12 protein-coding genes and 1 tRNA gene are annotated in these 15,778 nt (G+C 62.6%); 2 read left to right on the top strand and 11 right to left on the bottom strand.

All coding sequences use genetic code 11. The features are described from left to right. Positions 1-3: 3 nt before the first annotated feature. From AACV02_RS24165 to AACV02_RS24150, 4 genes are all read right to left on the bottom strand, one after another. Entirely contained in the window at positions 4-2,370 is a 2,367-nt protein-coding gene (locus tag AACV02_RS24165) for a membrane-bound PQQ-dependent dehydrogenase, glucose/quinate/shikimate family (protein ID WP_218568304.1), read from the bottom strand. Between the two features lie 58 nt (positions 2,371-2,428). After that, positions 2,429-3,193 carry an SDR family NAD(P)-dependent oxidoreductase gene (locus AACV02_RS24160; RefSeq protein ID WP_106576573.1) on the bottom strand — a complete coding sequence of 255 codons (765 nt, stop codon included), beginning with the start codon at positions 3,191-3,193 and terminating at the stop codon, positions 2,429-2,431. 91 nt (positions 3,194-3,284) lie between these two features. Beyond that, positions 3,285-4,196 carry a LysR family transcriptional regulator gene (locus AACV02_RS24155; protein WP_119742426.1) on the bottom strand — a complete coding sequence of 304 codons (912 nt, stop codon included), beginning with the start codon at positions 4,194-4,196 and terminating at the stop codon, positions 3,285-3,287. Positions 4,197-4,279: 83 nt separating this feature from the next. Further along, complete coding sequence (locus AACV02_RS24150; RefSeq protein WP_119742424.1) at positions 4,280-5,497, bottom strand: MFS transporter; 1,218 nt, start codon at positions 5,495-5,497, stop codon at positions 4,280-4,282. Positions 5,498-5,623: 126 nt separating this feature from the next. Between AACV02_RS24150 and AACV02_RS24145 the strand changes: the two genes are divergently transcribed. After that, entirely contained in the window at positions 5,624-6,328 is a 705-nt protein-coding gene (locus AACV02_RS24145; protein ID WP_119742422.1) for a TetR/AcrR family transcriptional regulator, read from the top strand. On the opposite strand, the gene AACV02_RS24140 is transcribed toward AACV02_RS24145, so the two are convergent. Together AACV02_RS24140 and AACV02_RS24135 are read right to left on the bottom strand one after the other, a co-directional pair. Continuing rightward, a complete protein-coding gene (locus AACV02_RS24140; RefSeq protein WP_119742420.1) occupies positions 6,231-7,154 on the bottom strand; it encodes a LysR family transcriptional regulator in 924 nt (307 codons plus the stop codon). The genes AACV02_RS24145 and AACV02_RS24140 overlap by 98 nt on opposite strands. A gap of 326 nt (positions 7,155-7,480) precedes the next feature. After that, on the bottom strand, positions 7,481-8,110 hold the full coding sequence (locus AACV02_RS24135) for an NAD(P)-dependent oxidoreductase (RefSeq protein WP_256680548.1): 630 nt from the start codon (positions 8,108-8,110) through the stop codon (positions 7,481-7,483). 130 nt (positions 8,111-8,240) lie between these two features. Between AACV02_RS24135 and AACV02_RS24130 the strand changes: the two genes are divergently transcribed. Next, positions 8,241-10,103 carry a DUF3857 domain-containing transglutaminase family protein gene (locus AACV02_RS24130; protein ID WP_119742418.1) on the top strand — a complete coding sequence of 621 codons (1,863 nt, stop codon included), beginning with the start codon at positions 8,241-8,243 and terminating at the stop codon, positions 10,101-10,103. A gap of 66 nt (positions 10,104-10,169) precedes the next feature. Here the strand turns inward: AACV02_RS24130 and AACV02_RS24125 are convergent, their stop codons facing one another. The 5 genes from AACV02_RS24125 to AACV02_RS24105 form a co-directional block, all read right to left on the bottom strand. Beyond that, complete coding sequence (locus tag AACV02_RS24125) at positions 10,170-13,004, bottom strand: TonB-dependent receptor (RefSeq protein ID WP_119742416.1); 2,835 nt, start codon at positions 13,002-13,004, stop codon at positions 10,170-10,172. 97 nt (positions 13,005-13,101) lie between these two features. Beyond that, the gene (locus AACV02_RS24120; RefSeq protein ID WP_119742414.1) at positions 13,102-14,067 is read right to left on the bottom strand and encodes a DUF4880 domain-containing protein; all 966 of its coding nucleotides are present in this window, start codon (positions 14,065-14,067) and stop codon (positions 13,102-13,104) included. Next, on the bottom strand, positions 14,064-14,570 hold the full coding sequence (locus tag AACV02_RS24115) for a sigma-70 family RNA polymerase sigma factor (protein WP_119742412.1): 507 nt from the start codon (positions 14,568-14,570) through the stop codon (positions 14,064-14,066). The genes AACV02_RS24120 and AACV02_RS24115 overlap by 4 nt, the downstream gene beginning before the upstream one ends. A gap of 134 nt (positions 14,571-14,704) precedes the next feature. Further along, positions 14,705-14,780, bottom strand: a tRNA-Asn gene (locus tag AACV02_RS24110). Between the two features lie 86 nt (positions 14,781-14,866). Then, positions 14,867-15,751, bottom strand: coding sequence for a LysR family transcriptional regulator (locus tag AACV02_RS24105; protein WP_119742410.1), 885 nt, complete (start codon positions 15,749-15,751; stop codon positions 14,867-14,869). Positions 15,752-15,778 lie beyond the last annotated feature (27 nt).

The raw sequence follows: 15,778 nt of genomic DNA, 5'->3' as shown, positions 1-15,778 counted from the left end.
GCATCAATGTTGAATCATCGGTGCAGGTAATGCGAAGGCCACCACGTAGTCGCCTTTGAGCGTGGTGGCCGAGTTGCCACCGGCGCTGATGACCAGGAACTGGCGGCCGGTCTTCGGCGAACTATACGTCATGGGTGTTGCTTCTGCGCCCACCGGCAAACGACCTTTCCACAGTTCATGGCCGGTGCGTACATCAAAGGCGCGCAGGTAGAAGTCCTGGGTGCCGGCCATGAAGACCAGGCCAGTGGCGGTCGTCACCGGGCCGCCGCGCGTTGGCATGCCGATGGGCATGGGCAGATGGGTGGCGAGCCCCAGCGGCCCGGTTTGCTCGGTGGTGCCCAGGGGCATTGACCAGAGCACTTTGCGCGTGGCCAGGTCGACCGCGCTGAGGGTTCCGTAAGGCGGCGCCTGGCATGGGATGCCCAGCGGTGACAGAAAGCGTCCTTGCTCAATGCCCCACGGCGTACCCGCCTGGGGTGCATTGCCTTCGTGCCCGCCGCCGCTGAGCGCTTTTTCATCGTAGACGGCACGCGGGATCATCCGGCTCCAGGTCGCCACGCGCGTGTCGTTGACGATCAGGTAGCCGAGGTTTTCGGCAATCGACACAGAGCCCCAGTTCATGCCGCCCAGCCAACTCGGGTATTGCAGGGTCAGGCGCTCGCTGGGCGGTGTGAACTCACCCTCGTAACGCGCCCGGCGAAATTGAATGCGGCACATCAACTGATCCAACGGCGTGAGCCCCCACATGCGTTTTTCGCTCAACGGCTGCGTGCCAATGGAAGGCATGCCGACCGAGTACGGCTGGGTCGGCGACGTCCGGTCATCAGCCACACCACCTTGCGGGACGGGTTGTTCCTGCACCTGCGCAATCGGGCGACCCGTGCGTCGGTCAAGCATGAAGATCTGCCCGCGCTTAGTGGTCTGGATCAACGCCGGGAGCGTTCCGCCGTTGCCATCCGGCACGTCGTACAGCGCGGGCTGCGACGGGACGTCGTAATCCCACACGTCGTGGTGCACCGTCTGGAAACGCCAGCGTTCGCGGCCGGTGGCAATGTCGAGGGCAACGATAGAGGAGGAATAGCGATCGTCGGCGTCGGTGCGATGGCCGCCCCAAAAGTCTGGCGTGGCGTTGCCCGTGGGAAGATAAATCAAGCCCAGTGCCTCATCGAACGCAGGCGTCGACCACACGTTCGGCGTGCCCGCCGTGTAGGTGTGGCCCTCGGGTGGCTCACGGGTAATCGCCGGGTTGCCCAAGTCCCAGGCCCACACCAGTGCGCCCGTACGCACATTGAAGGCGCGCACCACACCGGAGGGCTCGCCGGTCTTCTGGTTGTCCCAGACCAGCCCGCCGACGACGACAAGATCACGCACCACGGTGGGCGCGGCGGTGGGAAAATAAAGCATCTGATCGGCGCTGCCCATGCCGCTGCGCAAGCTGACGCTGCCCGCGTCGCCGAACCCTGCGCACGCTTGTCCCGTGTGCGCGTCCACGGCAATCAAACGCGCGTCCACGGTGGTTGCAATGATCCGCCGCGTGCACGCTTGGCCCGTTGAGGTTGAAGCCTCAGGCGCGGCGTAATACCCCACGCCTCGGCAGCGCGGGTAGACATTGTTCGCCTGCACGTGTGGGTCGTGGTGCCAGATTTCCTGACCGGTGTCGGCATCCAGCGCGAACAATTGGCTGGACTGTGTGCAGCCATACAGCACGCCGTCCACATGCAGCGGCGTGACCACATGCCCCTGGCTGCCGCGGGGAATTTCGCCGGTGCGGTAGGTCCAGGCCACTTGCAGCCCGGCAACATTTTGCGGGGTGATTGCTTCGAGCTGCGCATGTCGGGTCCCCGAGGGGCTTTGGCCGAAGTAGCGCCAGTCGGTCGCCGGCTCCACGTTGCCGACGGCCTTACCGGCTACCGGCGCAGGCGCGCCCAAAGCCGTTTGAATAGGCTGTGGCTGCAGGGCCAGGTAGAGCGTGGCCGCCAGGCAGAGGCTCACGAGCGCAGCCCCTGCGTAGGCGGCCGGCCGAGCCTTGGCGCACAGCTGCGCAGTGGCAAGCAGCACCGGCACCGCCAGCGCCCCAAACGCCATCAAGCGGGAAAACAGCGGCCAGAAATCCAGGCCGACCTCCCACAATGACCACGCGACGGTGGCGGCTGATACGCCCAGGTAAATCACCACGCCTTGCAGGCGGCGGCGCATCAACAACACCCCGCTGGCAGACAGGCCAAGGCCCGCGAGCGCGAAGTACCAGGAACCCCCGAGGGCGATCAGATAGCCGCCACCGCCCAACAGGCACGCACCTGCCAGCGCGAGCATGAGGCCGAGCCCGATGAGCATGAGCGCGGCTGTTTTGGAAGAGGCTGATGGCGGCATCGGTTCGGTACTCCTTGTGGGTAATGTCGGGCGCGGCTTGCGTGGCGTGACGCCGGTGCTAGCGCATGACAAAACCCCCGTCCACCGAAATGGACTGGCCTGTGACATAGCTGGAGGTCGAGCTGCTGAGCCAGAGCACGGCGTCGGCGATTTCTTCCGGTCGACCGTGACGCCCCATCGGTATGCTTTTGACCATGCCCGCCAGCGCGTCGCCCTGGCCGGCGGCAACCATCTGGTCAGCCATTGGCGTCCAGATCAATCCGGGGCATACCGCGTTGATGCGGATGTTTCGGGTGGCGTATTCAAGCGCCGCGCTTTTGGTCAGCCCGATCACGCCATGCTTGGCCGCGTGGTAATTGGCGCGCTGCGCCCCGCCGACCAGACCGCCCAGAGAGGAACAGTTGACGATGGTGCCGCTGCCCTGGCGACGCATGTGCTCAAGCTCGAACTTCATGCAGCTCCAGACGCCGCGCAGGTTGACCGACATGACCCGGTCGTAATCCTCAACGCTCGCATCGGCGGTTTCTGCCAGTACGTTCTGGATGCCGGCGTTATTGAATGCCGCATCAAGTCGGCCAAACGTCGCGACGGTTTCCTTGACCATGGCCTGTACCTGGTCAATGTCGCAGACGTCGCAGCCAAGACCAATCGCTTGATAACCGGCGGCCACCAACGCCTCGGCGGCCGCGCGTGCAGCCTGCGCGTTGACGTCGACAATCGCCACGGCTGCACCGGCGTGCGCGAATGCGTTGGCGGTGGCCAGACCAATGCCGGACGCCGCGCCGGTGACCAGCGCAACCTGATGCTGGAATGAAAAACTCATGGGTATCTCCTCGCTCAAACGTAGCGTCACGCTAAGTGACGCAGCAGAGGATGAATACCGGGTGAAATCGGGATGTACTGATGAGCGCTGCTCAGCAATCACCGAGCGGCTGCACTTCCCGGATCAGGTCGATCAAAAGTCTCAGCCCCATCGGCAATTGCCGATGGCTGGCGTAATACATATGAAACCCGGGGCCCATGCTGGCCCAGTCGTCGAGCACCCGCACCGCCTCCCCGCGCGCCACCAAAGGGGCCATGGCCGGTTCCGGCGCATACATCAGGCCAGCGCCCTGGCGCATCAACGACAGGCCGACGCGCGTTTCATCCAGGGTGATGGCGCCTGGCACTGCAATCGCCAGGTGCTCGCCGTCTTTTTCGAACTCCCAGTCGTACAGGCAACCGTTGCCCAGACGGATGCGCAGGCAGCGATGGTCGAGCAAGTCATGGGGATGGCGAGGCACGCCAAACTGCTGCAGATAATCCGCCGAACCGGCCACCACCCAACGGATATCCGCGGACAACCGCTGAGCGATCATGTCTTCCGGCACCGTCCCGCCGTAGCGGATGCCCGCATCATGCCCGGCGCCAATGACGTCGACGAGCTGATTGGTCACGGCCAGGTCGATCTGGATGTCCGGATAGCGCGCGTTGAACAATGGCAACACCGGGCCCAGCAGCAGGTCGGCGGCATCGCTGAGCAGGTTCAGGCGGATGCGCCCGGTGGGCTCGTCACGAAAACGATTGAGCGCTTCGACCGCCTGGCTGATGTCATCCATGGGCTGACTGATGACGCTGTGCAACTCCTCGCCCGCAGCGGTCAACGTGACGCTGCGGGTGGTGCGGTTCAACAGGCGCACGCCGAGGCGGGTTTCCAGACCTTTGATGGCATGGCTCAGCGCCGACGCACTGATGCCCACCTCCAGGCCCGCGCGGCTGAAGCTCTGGTGCCGGGCAATGGCCAGGAAGAGCACGAAGTCGGCAAGGTTGGCGCGGCTGATCTGCATGGCGGGGTCCTGGGCGGTAGTGACGACTGGCCGGAGTTTACCCCGTTACTCAGCAAGATTAATGAGCGTCACTCAGCAACCAGTCAATGCCCCGCCACGGCGGGCTTGCCCGCCCCGCGCGCGCCAGGCTTGAACGCATGGGTGCGCGCGCGCCAGGCAATCGCAAACGACAGCGCTACCAACAGCGCCATTGCCCAGGGAAATGAGGCAACGCCCCAGGTATCGAGCAGTACGCCGCCCACCACGCCACTGCCGGCGATCGCGCTGTTCCATGCCACCACGTTCAGCGACAGCGCCACGTCTGCGCCGTCACCCGCCGCGTCCGCGAGGGCCGTTTGCAGCAAGGTTGCCGCGCCGCCAAAACTCAAACCCCACACCGCCACGCCGAGGTAAATCACCTGCGGCATATTGCCTACAAAACCGAACACCACGCTCACGGCCGCAAACGTCGCCAGGCTGACCAGCACGGTACGGCGCAACAGCGGCTCGACCAACTTGGCCGTCAGCCAGATCCCCGCCAATGCAGCACTTCCGAACACCAGCAGCACCACATCCACGCGGTCGCCCAAGCCGGCCGGCGCCACGAACGGGGCGATATAGGTGTACAGAATGTTGTGCGCCAGCATCCAACTGATCACCACCGCCAGCACGGGCCGTACACCGGGCGTGGTCAGCACCTTGGCCAGCGACACACGCTGGTGCGCGGCCTGGGGCGGATAGTCCGGGACTTTTACCAGCACCCACACAATCAACATCAGCGTCAGCGCCGACATGAGGCCGAACGTGGTACGCCAGCCCACCAGCCCGCCCAGCCACGTGCCCAGCGGTACGCCCAACGACAGCGCAATCGGCGTGCCGACCATCGCCAAGGCCAGCGCCCTGCCCTGTTGATGCGGCGCGACCATGCGGCGGGCGTAACCGGCCAGCAGGCTCCAGGCCAACCCTGCCGCCATGCCGGCGAAGAAGCGCGCCACCAGGGTCACGCCATAGTGCGACGACAGCGCAGTGATGGAATTGAACAGCAAAAACCCGACGATGGTCAGCAACAGCACATTGCGCCGGCGCCAGCCGCGGGTGGCAATGGTCATGGGGATCACCGCCAGCACCGAACCCAGCGCGTAGGCGGTGACCATCTGCCCGGCCAGCGACGGCGAAATCGCCAGGCCCTCGCTGATCAACGGCAGCAGGCCGGCGGGCAGGGTTTCGGTAACGATGCAGATGAAGCCGGTCATGGCCAGCGCGAGCAATGCGCCGATGGGCAGGCGTTCGGACGAGGCGGATACGCTGAGTGAGGGTGTCACAGGCAACTCCTTAAAGCTGAGGCGATTTAAATACTGATCGATACAGATGTTGCGTGCAGCGCGAGCGCGTTGTCAATGACTTATGTATCGACTAGTATTTATATCGATCTGCACAGGAGAAACGAAATGGCACAAATGGGCCGCCCGCGTAACTTCGACCGTGACCAGGCCGTGGAACAGGCCATGCATCTGTTCTGGCAGCACGGCTACGACGCCACTTCCCTCGCCCAGCTCAAGGCCGGCCTGGGTGGCGGCATCTCCGCGCCGAGTTTTTATGCGGCGTTCGGCTCCAAAGAGGCGCTGTTCGATGAGTGCGTGCAACGCTACCTGACCACCTACGCCCAGGTCATCGAATGCCTGTGGGACGAAACCCTACCGCCACGCCAAGCCCTCGAAACGGCGCTGCGCCAATCGGCGCGCATGCAGTGTGACAACGCCCACCCCAAGGGCTGCATGGTCACGCTGGGGGTGATGAGTGCGCCGAGCCCGGAAAATGCTCGGGTCACCGACGCATTGACCCACTCACGCGCACGGACTCGGGCAGGGATTGTGGCGTGCGTGGCGCGAGGTGTGAGTGCCGGGCAGTTGCCGGACACAATCAATGTGACGGCAATGGCGACGGTGTATGACAGCTTTCTGCAGGGTGTTTCCATTCTGGCGCGTGACAATGCGTCGTTTGAAACCCTCAATGCAGCGATCAGCCAACTCCTGCTGACATGGGACATCGCCGCGTCTACGGCGCCGCCCACACGTCCCGATACGCCAGCAAAAAATCCACAAACGCCCGCACCCGATGCGGCACATAGCGCCCGTGGGGGTACAGCAACGTAAACGGTCGCGTGCGCCCGCCAAACGGCTTCAACACCTCCACGAGCGTGCCGTCAGCCAGTTCGTGTTCGACGATGAACTTGTAGGTCTGAAACAGCCCCGCGCCATGCTTGGCCAAGGTCACGCCGCCCAGCACGTCATGAGAAACGCTGTAACCCGCCTCCCCGGCAAACGCCTGTTCCTGGCCTTGCACCTGGAACAACCAGGGAATGCGTCGGCCATTGCTGGGCAATTCAAACTGAATGCACTCGTGCGACGGCAGATCCTCCAACGTCTGCGGCGTGCCGGCGCGCTGCAGGTAGGCCGGCGCTGCCACCACCACCAATTCAGCGTCTTCCAGCAGCCGTGCGATCAGCGATGAATCGGGCTGGGCGCGCACGCGAATGGCCAGGTCATAGCCTTCGGCAACGAAGTCGATATTGCGGTTGCTGATATGGATATCCACGGTCACTTGTGGGTACAGCGCGCGAAACGCGGGCAGCAACGGCAACAGCCGATGATGGGCGTAAGTGGTCGGCACGCTGATGCGCAACTGGCCGGACGGCACCGACTGCGCACCCATGACTTCCTGCTGCGCCTCCACCAATTGCGTCAGCGCCTGGCGGCATTGCCCGAAGAATGTACGGCCGCTGTCGGTCAGGCGAATACTGCGCGTGGTGCGCACAAACAACTGCGTACCCAGGCGTTCTTCCAGACGCGAAATGCTGCGGCTCACAGCGGCCGGGGTGACCCCGGCAATCTGTGCGGCAGCGGTGAAGCTATTGGCTTCGGCGGCCAGGCAAAACAGCTCGATGCTGCCCAGCTGCACATCTTCGAAATGGCGTTTCATGATCAATGACACCCGGTACCAGCTAGAACGGTTACCGAGCTGTTTATCAGGCTGCGCCGCATAAATACAGCTACCACACCTGCCGCGTGTAGGTGATCAGCACCCGCACCTCGTCCGCATCGCGGCTGAAAGAAGACCGATAGGTCGCATCACGCACGCACAGCGCGAGGTTTTTGACCGCGCCACGCGGGTTAAGAAGGCTACGACGCTGTGATTCGTGTCTGCCCGACTTTGCCATCGCCACGCACGTGCCGCCAACACGCGGGTGCAAATCCTCAAAGACTGTTCACGCGCCTCTGTTCCCCGAGCAAGCATTAACGCCTGGCTCAACGGCTGAGGCGCACGCGCTCGCAGACCACCTCCCAGGCTTCAGGATTGAGCAAGTGCGGCGGCCGTTCGCCGCGCAGGATCGCGGCAATTTGCGCCGCCGAAGAGCGTGCCACATTGCGCCGCTTGCCGTGGGTGACGCCCGCCGTGTGAAAGGTCGCAACCACATTGGGCAAGCTCATCAGCGGTGCGTTCTGCGCAGGCGGCTCGCACGCCCATACGTCGAGCCCGGCGCCGCTGAGGTGACCTTTTTGCAAGGCTTCGTACAACGCCGCTTCATCATGAATGCCGCCGCGGGCGGTGGATAAGAACACCGCGCCGGGCCTCATTGCCGCGAACTGATGCGCGCCCATCAGGTGCCGGGTGCTGGCGTCCAAGGGGCAGTGCAACGACACGAAATCACTGCGCCTCAGCAGTTCCGGCAAGGTCACGGGTGTGGCGCCGTGAGCAAGTATCTGTTGGTTGCTCAGATGCGGGTCGTAGGCCAAAACATCCAGGCCAAAACCTTGGGCAATCCGCGCCACACGCCGACCGATTTCCCCCAGGCCGACCAGTCCCATCGTTCGCCCATGAATCTCTTCGCCCATCAGGTCTTCACGGCTGTCGAGCGATACCCAGACGCTTCCCACACGACGCTAAGCAACAAAAATAGCCAGGCTCACTGCCACCTCTATATAGTAACGCTTCGCATTTGGCGGTTTACCCAAGGAACGCGCGCCCTCGCCCAGACGGCGCGCGTCATCGTTTAGAAGGATCTTTATGCAAAGCGTTACGCTCTTCCCGGCGCGCCTGTTCGGTGCAGCGGTGGTGGTCGTCTGCGGGCTGTTCAGCGCACAGGCAAATGCCGATTACACCGACCGTTCCCTGACCGTCGAAAAAAATAGCCAGGCCTACGTAGTCAATGCCGACGGCAGTTTTGTGCTCGACTTCGAGCTGGTCTCGCGCATCAATGAGGAACGCGCGATCAAGCCCAACGCGCAACGCTCGGTGAGCTTCAACCGCTCGCTGGAAACCGTGGACATCGTGGAGGCCTACACCCAGAAAGCCGACGGACGCAAAGTGCCGGTGGCTGCCGACCAGATCAAGGAACAGCAGGAGCAGGCCTCAGCCGAAGCGCCGATGTTCCAGGACTCACGCGTCAAAGTGGTGATCTTCCCTGACGTAGCCGTCGGTGACCGCATGGTCTTGCGCTACCAGCGCCATCGCACCACCGCGATGTTCCCCGGACAGTTTGAAGACCTCTACGCGCCGGACTTCTACGAGAACCAGCAGATCCACTTCACCTACGACATGCCAGCCGACATGCCCTTGTTCGCTGACGTACGGGGTTTCAAAGCCGCCGAGCCCACCACCGCCAACGGGCGAAAAATCTATCGCTGGGACCTGCAACCCACGGAGAAAAACCGCGTTGAAGTCGGCTCCGTCGCCTACACCGATTACGGGCAACGCCTCGCCGTGTCGACCTTCACTGATTACAAACAGTTTGCCCAGGCGTATGCCGCCAGGGCGCAGGTTGAGGTGACGCCCGCCATTACCCAACTGGCCAGGGAACTCACCGCCAACCTGGACTCCCCGCGCAGCAAAGCACTGGTGCTGAGTGACTGGGTGCGCAAGAACATTCGCTACGTCGCGGTTTACGTCGGCAATGGCGGCGTGGTGCCGCACGCGGCGCAGGCGGTGCTGGATAACCGTTATGGCGACTGCAAGGACCATGTTGCCTTGCTCGAAGCGCTGCTCAAGGCGGTGGCCATCGAAAGCTCGCCCGCGCTGATCAACCTCGGCGACGCCTACCTACTGCCGAAGGTGCCGACCCTGGGTTTGCTTAACCATGCGATCACTTACGTCCCGACCCTCGACCTTTATCTGGACTCCACCGCAACCCCCATCGCCGCCGGCTACTTGATGATTCCGGAACTGGGTAAACCCGTGTTACTGACCCAGAGCGGCGAACTGGCGCGTACACCTTCACACCAATTGGGCAAGGTGGACGGCACGCTGCACTTCAAGATCGACCCGAGCGGCGCGGCGGACTTCACCAACGGCACCACGGTGGAAGGCTGGGCCACGGAACTCAATCGTTTCCTGTTCAAATCCATCATGCCTGCCGACCGTGATCAACTGACCCAGAAAGTCCTCAGCATGTACGGGCAAAGCGGCAGCGGCAAGATTGAAACCGACCCCTTGGAAGGCAATGCCGCCACCTTCACGTCCACGGTCAAAGGGCGTACCGAGAACCTGGTCAACCTGCCCGGCCCCACGGGCGTACCGACGCTCAGCAGCCTCGCGGGCGGCATCGGCCAGAACGTGTTCAGCCTCATGGCGGAACAAGACCGCACGCAGGCCTTCATCTGTACCTCTGGCACGATTGAAGAAAAAGCGCGCTTCGACTTCCCCAAACAATTGAATATCCTCGCGGTGCCCAAGGCTGTAACGCTCAACACCGGTGGATTCAACTACCAGACCACTTACGTCAAGGAAGGCAACAGCATATTCATCACCCGCAGCTATGCGTTCAGCCACCCCGACGCGCTGTGCAGCCCGCAGGATTTTGTCGCCATGAAGCCGGCGATTGAAGGCATGGTCAACGACCTGAAAAGCCAGATTATCGTGCAGACGTTGTAACCCTGCCTTAGCGATTCTCGCACGACGGGCTGTTGCACCGCCGCGCGAGGATCACAACCGTTGCCTCTAGAACTTCGCCTGCACTCCCACCCGCAGCGTACGCCCCGGCGCCGGCATGAAACTCTGCGCCAGTGGATCCAGGTAGTAGCGATCGGTCAGGTTTTGCAGCGACACGTTGAGGCTGGCGTCTTCCTGCAACTTGTAGTTAAGGAACAGATCGACCAAGGCCACTTCGCGGTAATTCAATTGCGGCGTGGTGGCGCCGGTCTGCCAGGGTTTGTCGGCGGTGACGGTGGGGCCTGAGGTGTAGGTGATGCGCGTACCGAGCGTAAGGCTCTGGTCGAAGAAGCGCAGGCCTGTGGTGAGGTTGCCTGCGAACCGTGGCGGGTTCTGGGTGTTGGTGTAAGAACCCATGAAGCTGCCCGGCGTGCAGTTCGGCGTATTACTGGTTTTCTGGTAGCTGTCACTGGTAGCGCGCAGTGTGGCCGCGAACGCCGCATCGCAGGTTTCGGTCTTCAGGTAGTAGGTGGACGACAGGTCGGCAAATACACGCCCGGCATCGTAGCGGGTTTGCAATTCCAGGCCGCTGGTCTTGTAGCTGTCGGTGTTGCTGAAGCGCATCAAGCCCCACAAGCCCGGGCTTGGGTCGTAGTAGCGGGTGATGTAGTGTTTGATGGTGTTGTTGAAATAGGCCAGCTTGATCGCCGCCGAGTCGTCATCGAACAACAACCCCTTTTGCAGCGTGCTCGCGCCGACCTCCCAGTTACTTGAACGCTCAGGCTTCAGGCCCTTGCCGGGCATGGTCTGCAACACGCCCTGGCTGGTTTCGAACAGCGAAGGCATACGAAAGCCCTGGGTGTAGGAGGCATAGACGAAGGTGTCTGGCAGCACTTCGATATTGATGCCCACGGCCGGAGCGAAAGCGCCTCCGCTGTTGCTCGCCTTGCCCGAATACTCATAGCCGGTAACCACGCTGCCGACCTGGGACGGATAGACCGTCGAATCGACCGCGCCAAAATCGTTGTAGCGAACGCCCTCAAAGGGGTAGTTGGTGTTCTGGAAGACAATCCCATTGGTCAGCCGCGGATCGGTGGCGTCGGTGTACTGGCCGTTCTGATCCGGGAACCACATCATGTTGCCGGAGTCGCCGCCGTTGTAGACCCGCAGGTAGCGCAAGTTACGCTCCTCCTCGCGCGCCGTGGCATTGGCGATGTGGTCTTTGCTGCGATAGTGGGTGTAACGCCCGCCGCCCCATAACGTGAGGCGGTCCACCGGTTTGTACTCCAGCTTGCCATTGAAGCTGAACTCTTGCCGCGAGCCTTCGCGCAGCATGCGGTTGGCGTTGATATCGTCCTGGTTGGTGACCACGCCTTTTTGCGGGCGCAGCTCTTCGAGCTGGAACGAGCCGCCCAGGTCCAGTTTCAAGTCGCCGTAGTCGGTCGCCCAGTTCGAGGTGTTGGCCAGGCCGCCGCCAATACGCTGGTTAGCCTGACGACTCCAGGCGCGGTCCGAGCGATACGCCTGGAACGCCGGCGCGCGTACCGAGGTGAGCTGGCTGGTTTGCGCATCGGTGAGCCACAGGTCGGCAGTCAGGTCCACCAACGGGTTACCCGCAGGCAAGTAGTTGTAACGCGCGGTGTAGGTGTCGATTGTGGTGTGGCCCAAGGGGTACTGATAGATGCCGCCGGTGCCGAAGCGGAAGATATCCGAAGGCATGATCTCGCCGATGCGCCCGTCATAGCGGCGGTAACCCAGGTCGAAAGTATGGCCGTCCGCCGGACGCAGGGTGGTCTTGAGCAGCAAGGATTCGGTCCTCGACGAGGAGTTCAGCACTTCTTCGCCAGCGTTGTAGGTGGTTGCCACGCTGGTTTCTTCATCGCCCCAACGGTCGTAGGTGCGGTAGCGGTCCTGGCCCTTTTTGCCGGCGAAATAATTGCCCTGGTTGCGCTTGGCATAGGCCGCCACGACGTCGAAAAAGTCATGGGTATAGGCAAATGCCACGCTGCCGGCCTGCGCCTCTGAGCCGAGCAGCCCACCGCGACTCTGGTGCGGTTCCGAGTACAGGTCTTCGGTCTTGGAATGCGGGTCTCGGGAGGCTGGAGCGACGCCGTTGTTCCACAGGTCGCCCTTGAGGCGCAGGCCGAGGGTCTGGCCGTCCTTGAGGATGTCGTCGACCGTGAGGGTGCGCATTTTCACCGTGCCGCCGATGGCACTGGAGGTCAGGCTGGGGCCCTTGTCGATCGTGATGTCGCTGATCATGTCCGGGTCGATGTAACTGCGCTGCTGGGTACCGGCATAACCGCGATAGACATCCAGCGCCTGCTGCGACCCATCCACCGTGACCGCCACCCGGCTCTGGCCCTGGATGCCGCGGATATTCACATCCAGCCCGCCACCATTGCGGCTGTCGCCGACCTGCACGCCCGGCTGGCCCTTGAGCACGTCGCCCACAGAGACCACGCCAAAGCGCTGCATGTCTTCGCCGGAGATGTACACCGATGAGCGCGGCGCGCGGTAGACGTCTTCCTCGTCGAGATTTTCGCCCGTGACCTTTTGCGTCGGCAGCAGGACTGCACCTTGATGCGCACGCAAGACATAGCCGCCGTCGGCCTGGCGCTGATAGCCCAGGCCAGTGCCTGAGAGCAGTTGGGTCAGGCCCGACTCAATGTTGTACTCCCCCTGCAGCCCGTGGCTGGTCTTGTCGGCCGTAAGCAGCGCACTGCCCGCCATGCTGATGCCCGCCTCGGCACCAAAGCGCGACAGCACTTGATCCAGCGGGCCGGCGCTAATTCGGTAAGGGCGTTCGCCGGCGGCAAAAACCAGCTCACCGTAGAGCGGCTGTAAACTCAAAAACAGCAAGCTGAATGTATGGGTACGCAAGACACGAGCGGGGGAAATCATGCAAGGCTCCTAGGGGTTGAAACCCACCTGTGCCGGTGGGTAATACCTAAAGGCCAAGCCAGATCGAAAAAACTATCGCGCCGCGAAAAAAAAAACTTCACGCAGGCACCACCGTCACCCAATAACGCGTTCTTCGCTCGATACGCACCGGCAACGTGTTGGCGACCAACGCGAGCGCTGCATCGGTATCGCCCAGCTGGAAACTGCCAGTGATGCGCAGGCTTGCCACCGCCTCGCTGCAACGCAATAAGCCTGGGCGATAGCGCGACAACTCAGCCAACAGGTGGTCCAGGCGCATGCGCTCGGCAGGCAGGATGCCGCGCATCCAGGCCTGGGCCAGCACCCGATCGACGGGGCTCGGGCGCCCTGCCCCACGCTCGTCCACCTGCATCTGCCAGCCTGCCTGCAACGGCACCGGCGTCGGCTGACGCCGCGTGCTCACTTGCGCCAGCCCGCGTAACACCGTCACCTGGGTGCCTTGGCGATCATGACGCACCAGCAGGTGGGCGACATGGCTGTAGAGCACCGCGTTGGGGGTCAGCAGTTCCAGCGACGCAGACCCGGCCGGGGCATCCAGGGCCAGCTCGCCCTCGACCAGCTCCACGCTGCGTTGCCCTGCGCCCAAGTCCAGGTTTACCGCACTGGCGGTGTTTAGCCACAGCGAATAGCCATCCGCCAGGGCCCAGTGCCGCCGCTCGCCCACACGCGTGCGGTAGCTCGCCAATGCCGAACGCACCAAGGTGGAATCCGCCGTTTGCCAGGAGATCCCACCCAGCAGCCCCAACGCCAGCAAACACTTGAGCACCTGGCGACGACGTTGCGGGTCAGCCCCGGCCGACTGCAACGCCCGGCGCGCCGTGGCATCGGCTAATAGATCGGCGCCCGGCTGAAGCAGCAGGGGCAAGCTGCTTACCCGCTGCCACGCATGCTCATGCTCGGCACTCACCTGACGCCACTGCTGCAGCGCTTGATGATCACCGGCGCTCATCAACCCGGACTGCATCCGCACCAGCCAATCGATTGCACGGTCGCGCACGCGCGGGTCAACTGCAGCGCCCCTCATTCAAAGCGACTCGCGTAGCACACACTGAACGCCTTGCTCATGGCCCGCTGCACCTGGGCCACCGTCAGGCTCAATTGCGCGGCGATTTGCGGATAGGTCAGGCCATCGAGCTGGGACAAAAAGAAAATCTGCCGAACCCGCGCCGACAACCCGACCAGCAGCGAATCCAACTGCAACAAGGTCTCGATCATCAGGTGGCGCTCCTCCGGCGAAGGCTCCTCAGCCAGCGGCCGCGCCGCCAGTGCTTCCAAGTAGGCCCGCTCGATCGCTTGGCGACGCCAGCGATTGATCAGCAAGCCATTGGCGATGGTGGCCAAAAACGCCATGGGTTGGCGCAACTCGCGCACATCCTCCTTGGAGCGCAACACGCGGATAAACGTGTCGTGTGCCAGGTCTTCGGCATCGGCACTGTGCCCCAGCCGCCGATGCAACCAACCCCGAAGCCAGCCATGGTGATTCGCATACAGCTTGGCGACCGGCGAGGCGATGCTGTCGTCGTGCATGTCAGATCCGCATTAAATGATAATGCTTCTCATCTTATGGCTTTGGGGTGGGCGTTGTATAGGGGTTGGGGTGGCTGCCATTAGTCAAATCCAAGGCAAAAAAAAGCCTGCATCTCTGCAGGCTTTTCTCTATCTGGCTCCACGACCTGGACTCGAACCAGGGACCCAATGATTAACAGTCATTTGCTCTACCAACTGAGCTATCGCGGAATGCGCCGTATGTTACTGATTAAAAAGAAGAAGTCAAGCACTGAGGCATATTTTCCAGAATTACTTCGGTCAACCGCTGTGAACGTCTATACCGGGCTGGCCATTTCCTTGGCCAGGTCCAGCCAGGCGCGGGCGGCGGGCGGCAGGTGCGCACTGGCGCGCCACGCCAGGGCGATGTGCCAATCAGTGTGCGCCTCGTCCAGGGCAATCAAGGCGATGCCGGGTTGTTGATGTTTGTGCGCAAGCATGCGCGGCAGAAAAGCGACGCCTAGCCCCGCCGCCACCAAGTCGACGATAAAGTCGATCTGGCCGCTGCGGGCCGTCACCCTCGGCGTCACGCCTTTGCGTTCACAAGCGGCAAGGATCTTGGCATTCAGGGCAAAACCCGCTTCGAACAGGATAAACGGCGAATCCGCCAAGTCGTTGAAATCAATGCGTGTGCGCTGGGCGAGTGGATGGCTCATGGGCAGCACGGCCATCAAGGGTTCGTTGCGCACCGACTGATAGTCGAAATCTTCATCCATGGGCAACAGCAGGGCCGCTAGATCGACCTCCCCGGCTTCCAGGCATTCACGCAATTTCTTGCTGCCATACTCGGTAAGCTCGATATCGATATCCGGGTACAGCCTGCGGTAAGCGGCGAACATCGCGGCAAACAACACGCCGCAGCCCACGGGCGGCAAGCCAATGCGCAATACGCCGCGCTTGAGCCCGCGCAGGTCGTTGATCTCGGCCACCAAATCGTTGCGTTCAGCGAGCAACACCAGCGCGCGGCGGTAGGCAATTTCGCCAGCGGCGGTCAGTTCGTTCCTGTGGCCCAGGCGATTGAGCAACGGCGTACCCAATTCATCCTCCAGCGTCTTGACCGCCTTGCTCACGGTGGACTGTGTCAGGGACACCACTTGGGCCGCCTGGGAGAAACCGCCCTGGCGCACCACTTCGACAAAGGCGCGCAACGTTCTGAGGTTCATCGGTATTCCTTTAGCGACTGGCTACTA

Source organism: Pseudomonas sp. Larv2_ips, assembly GCF_963879675.1.
GTDB lineage: Bacteria > Pseudomonadota > Gammaproteobacteria > Pseudomonadales > Pseudomonadaceae > Aquipseudomonas.
The sequence above is the reverse complement of the archived record's forward strand: the minus strand, read 5'-3'. Positions and strand labels throughout refer to the sequence as shown.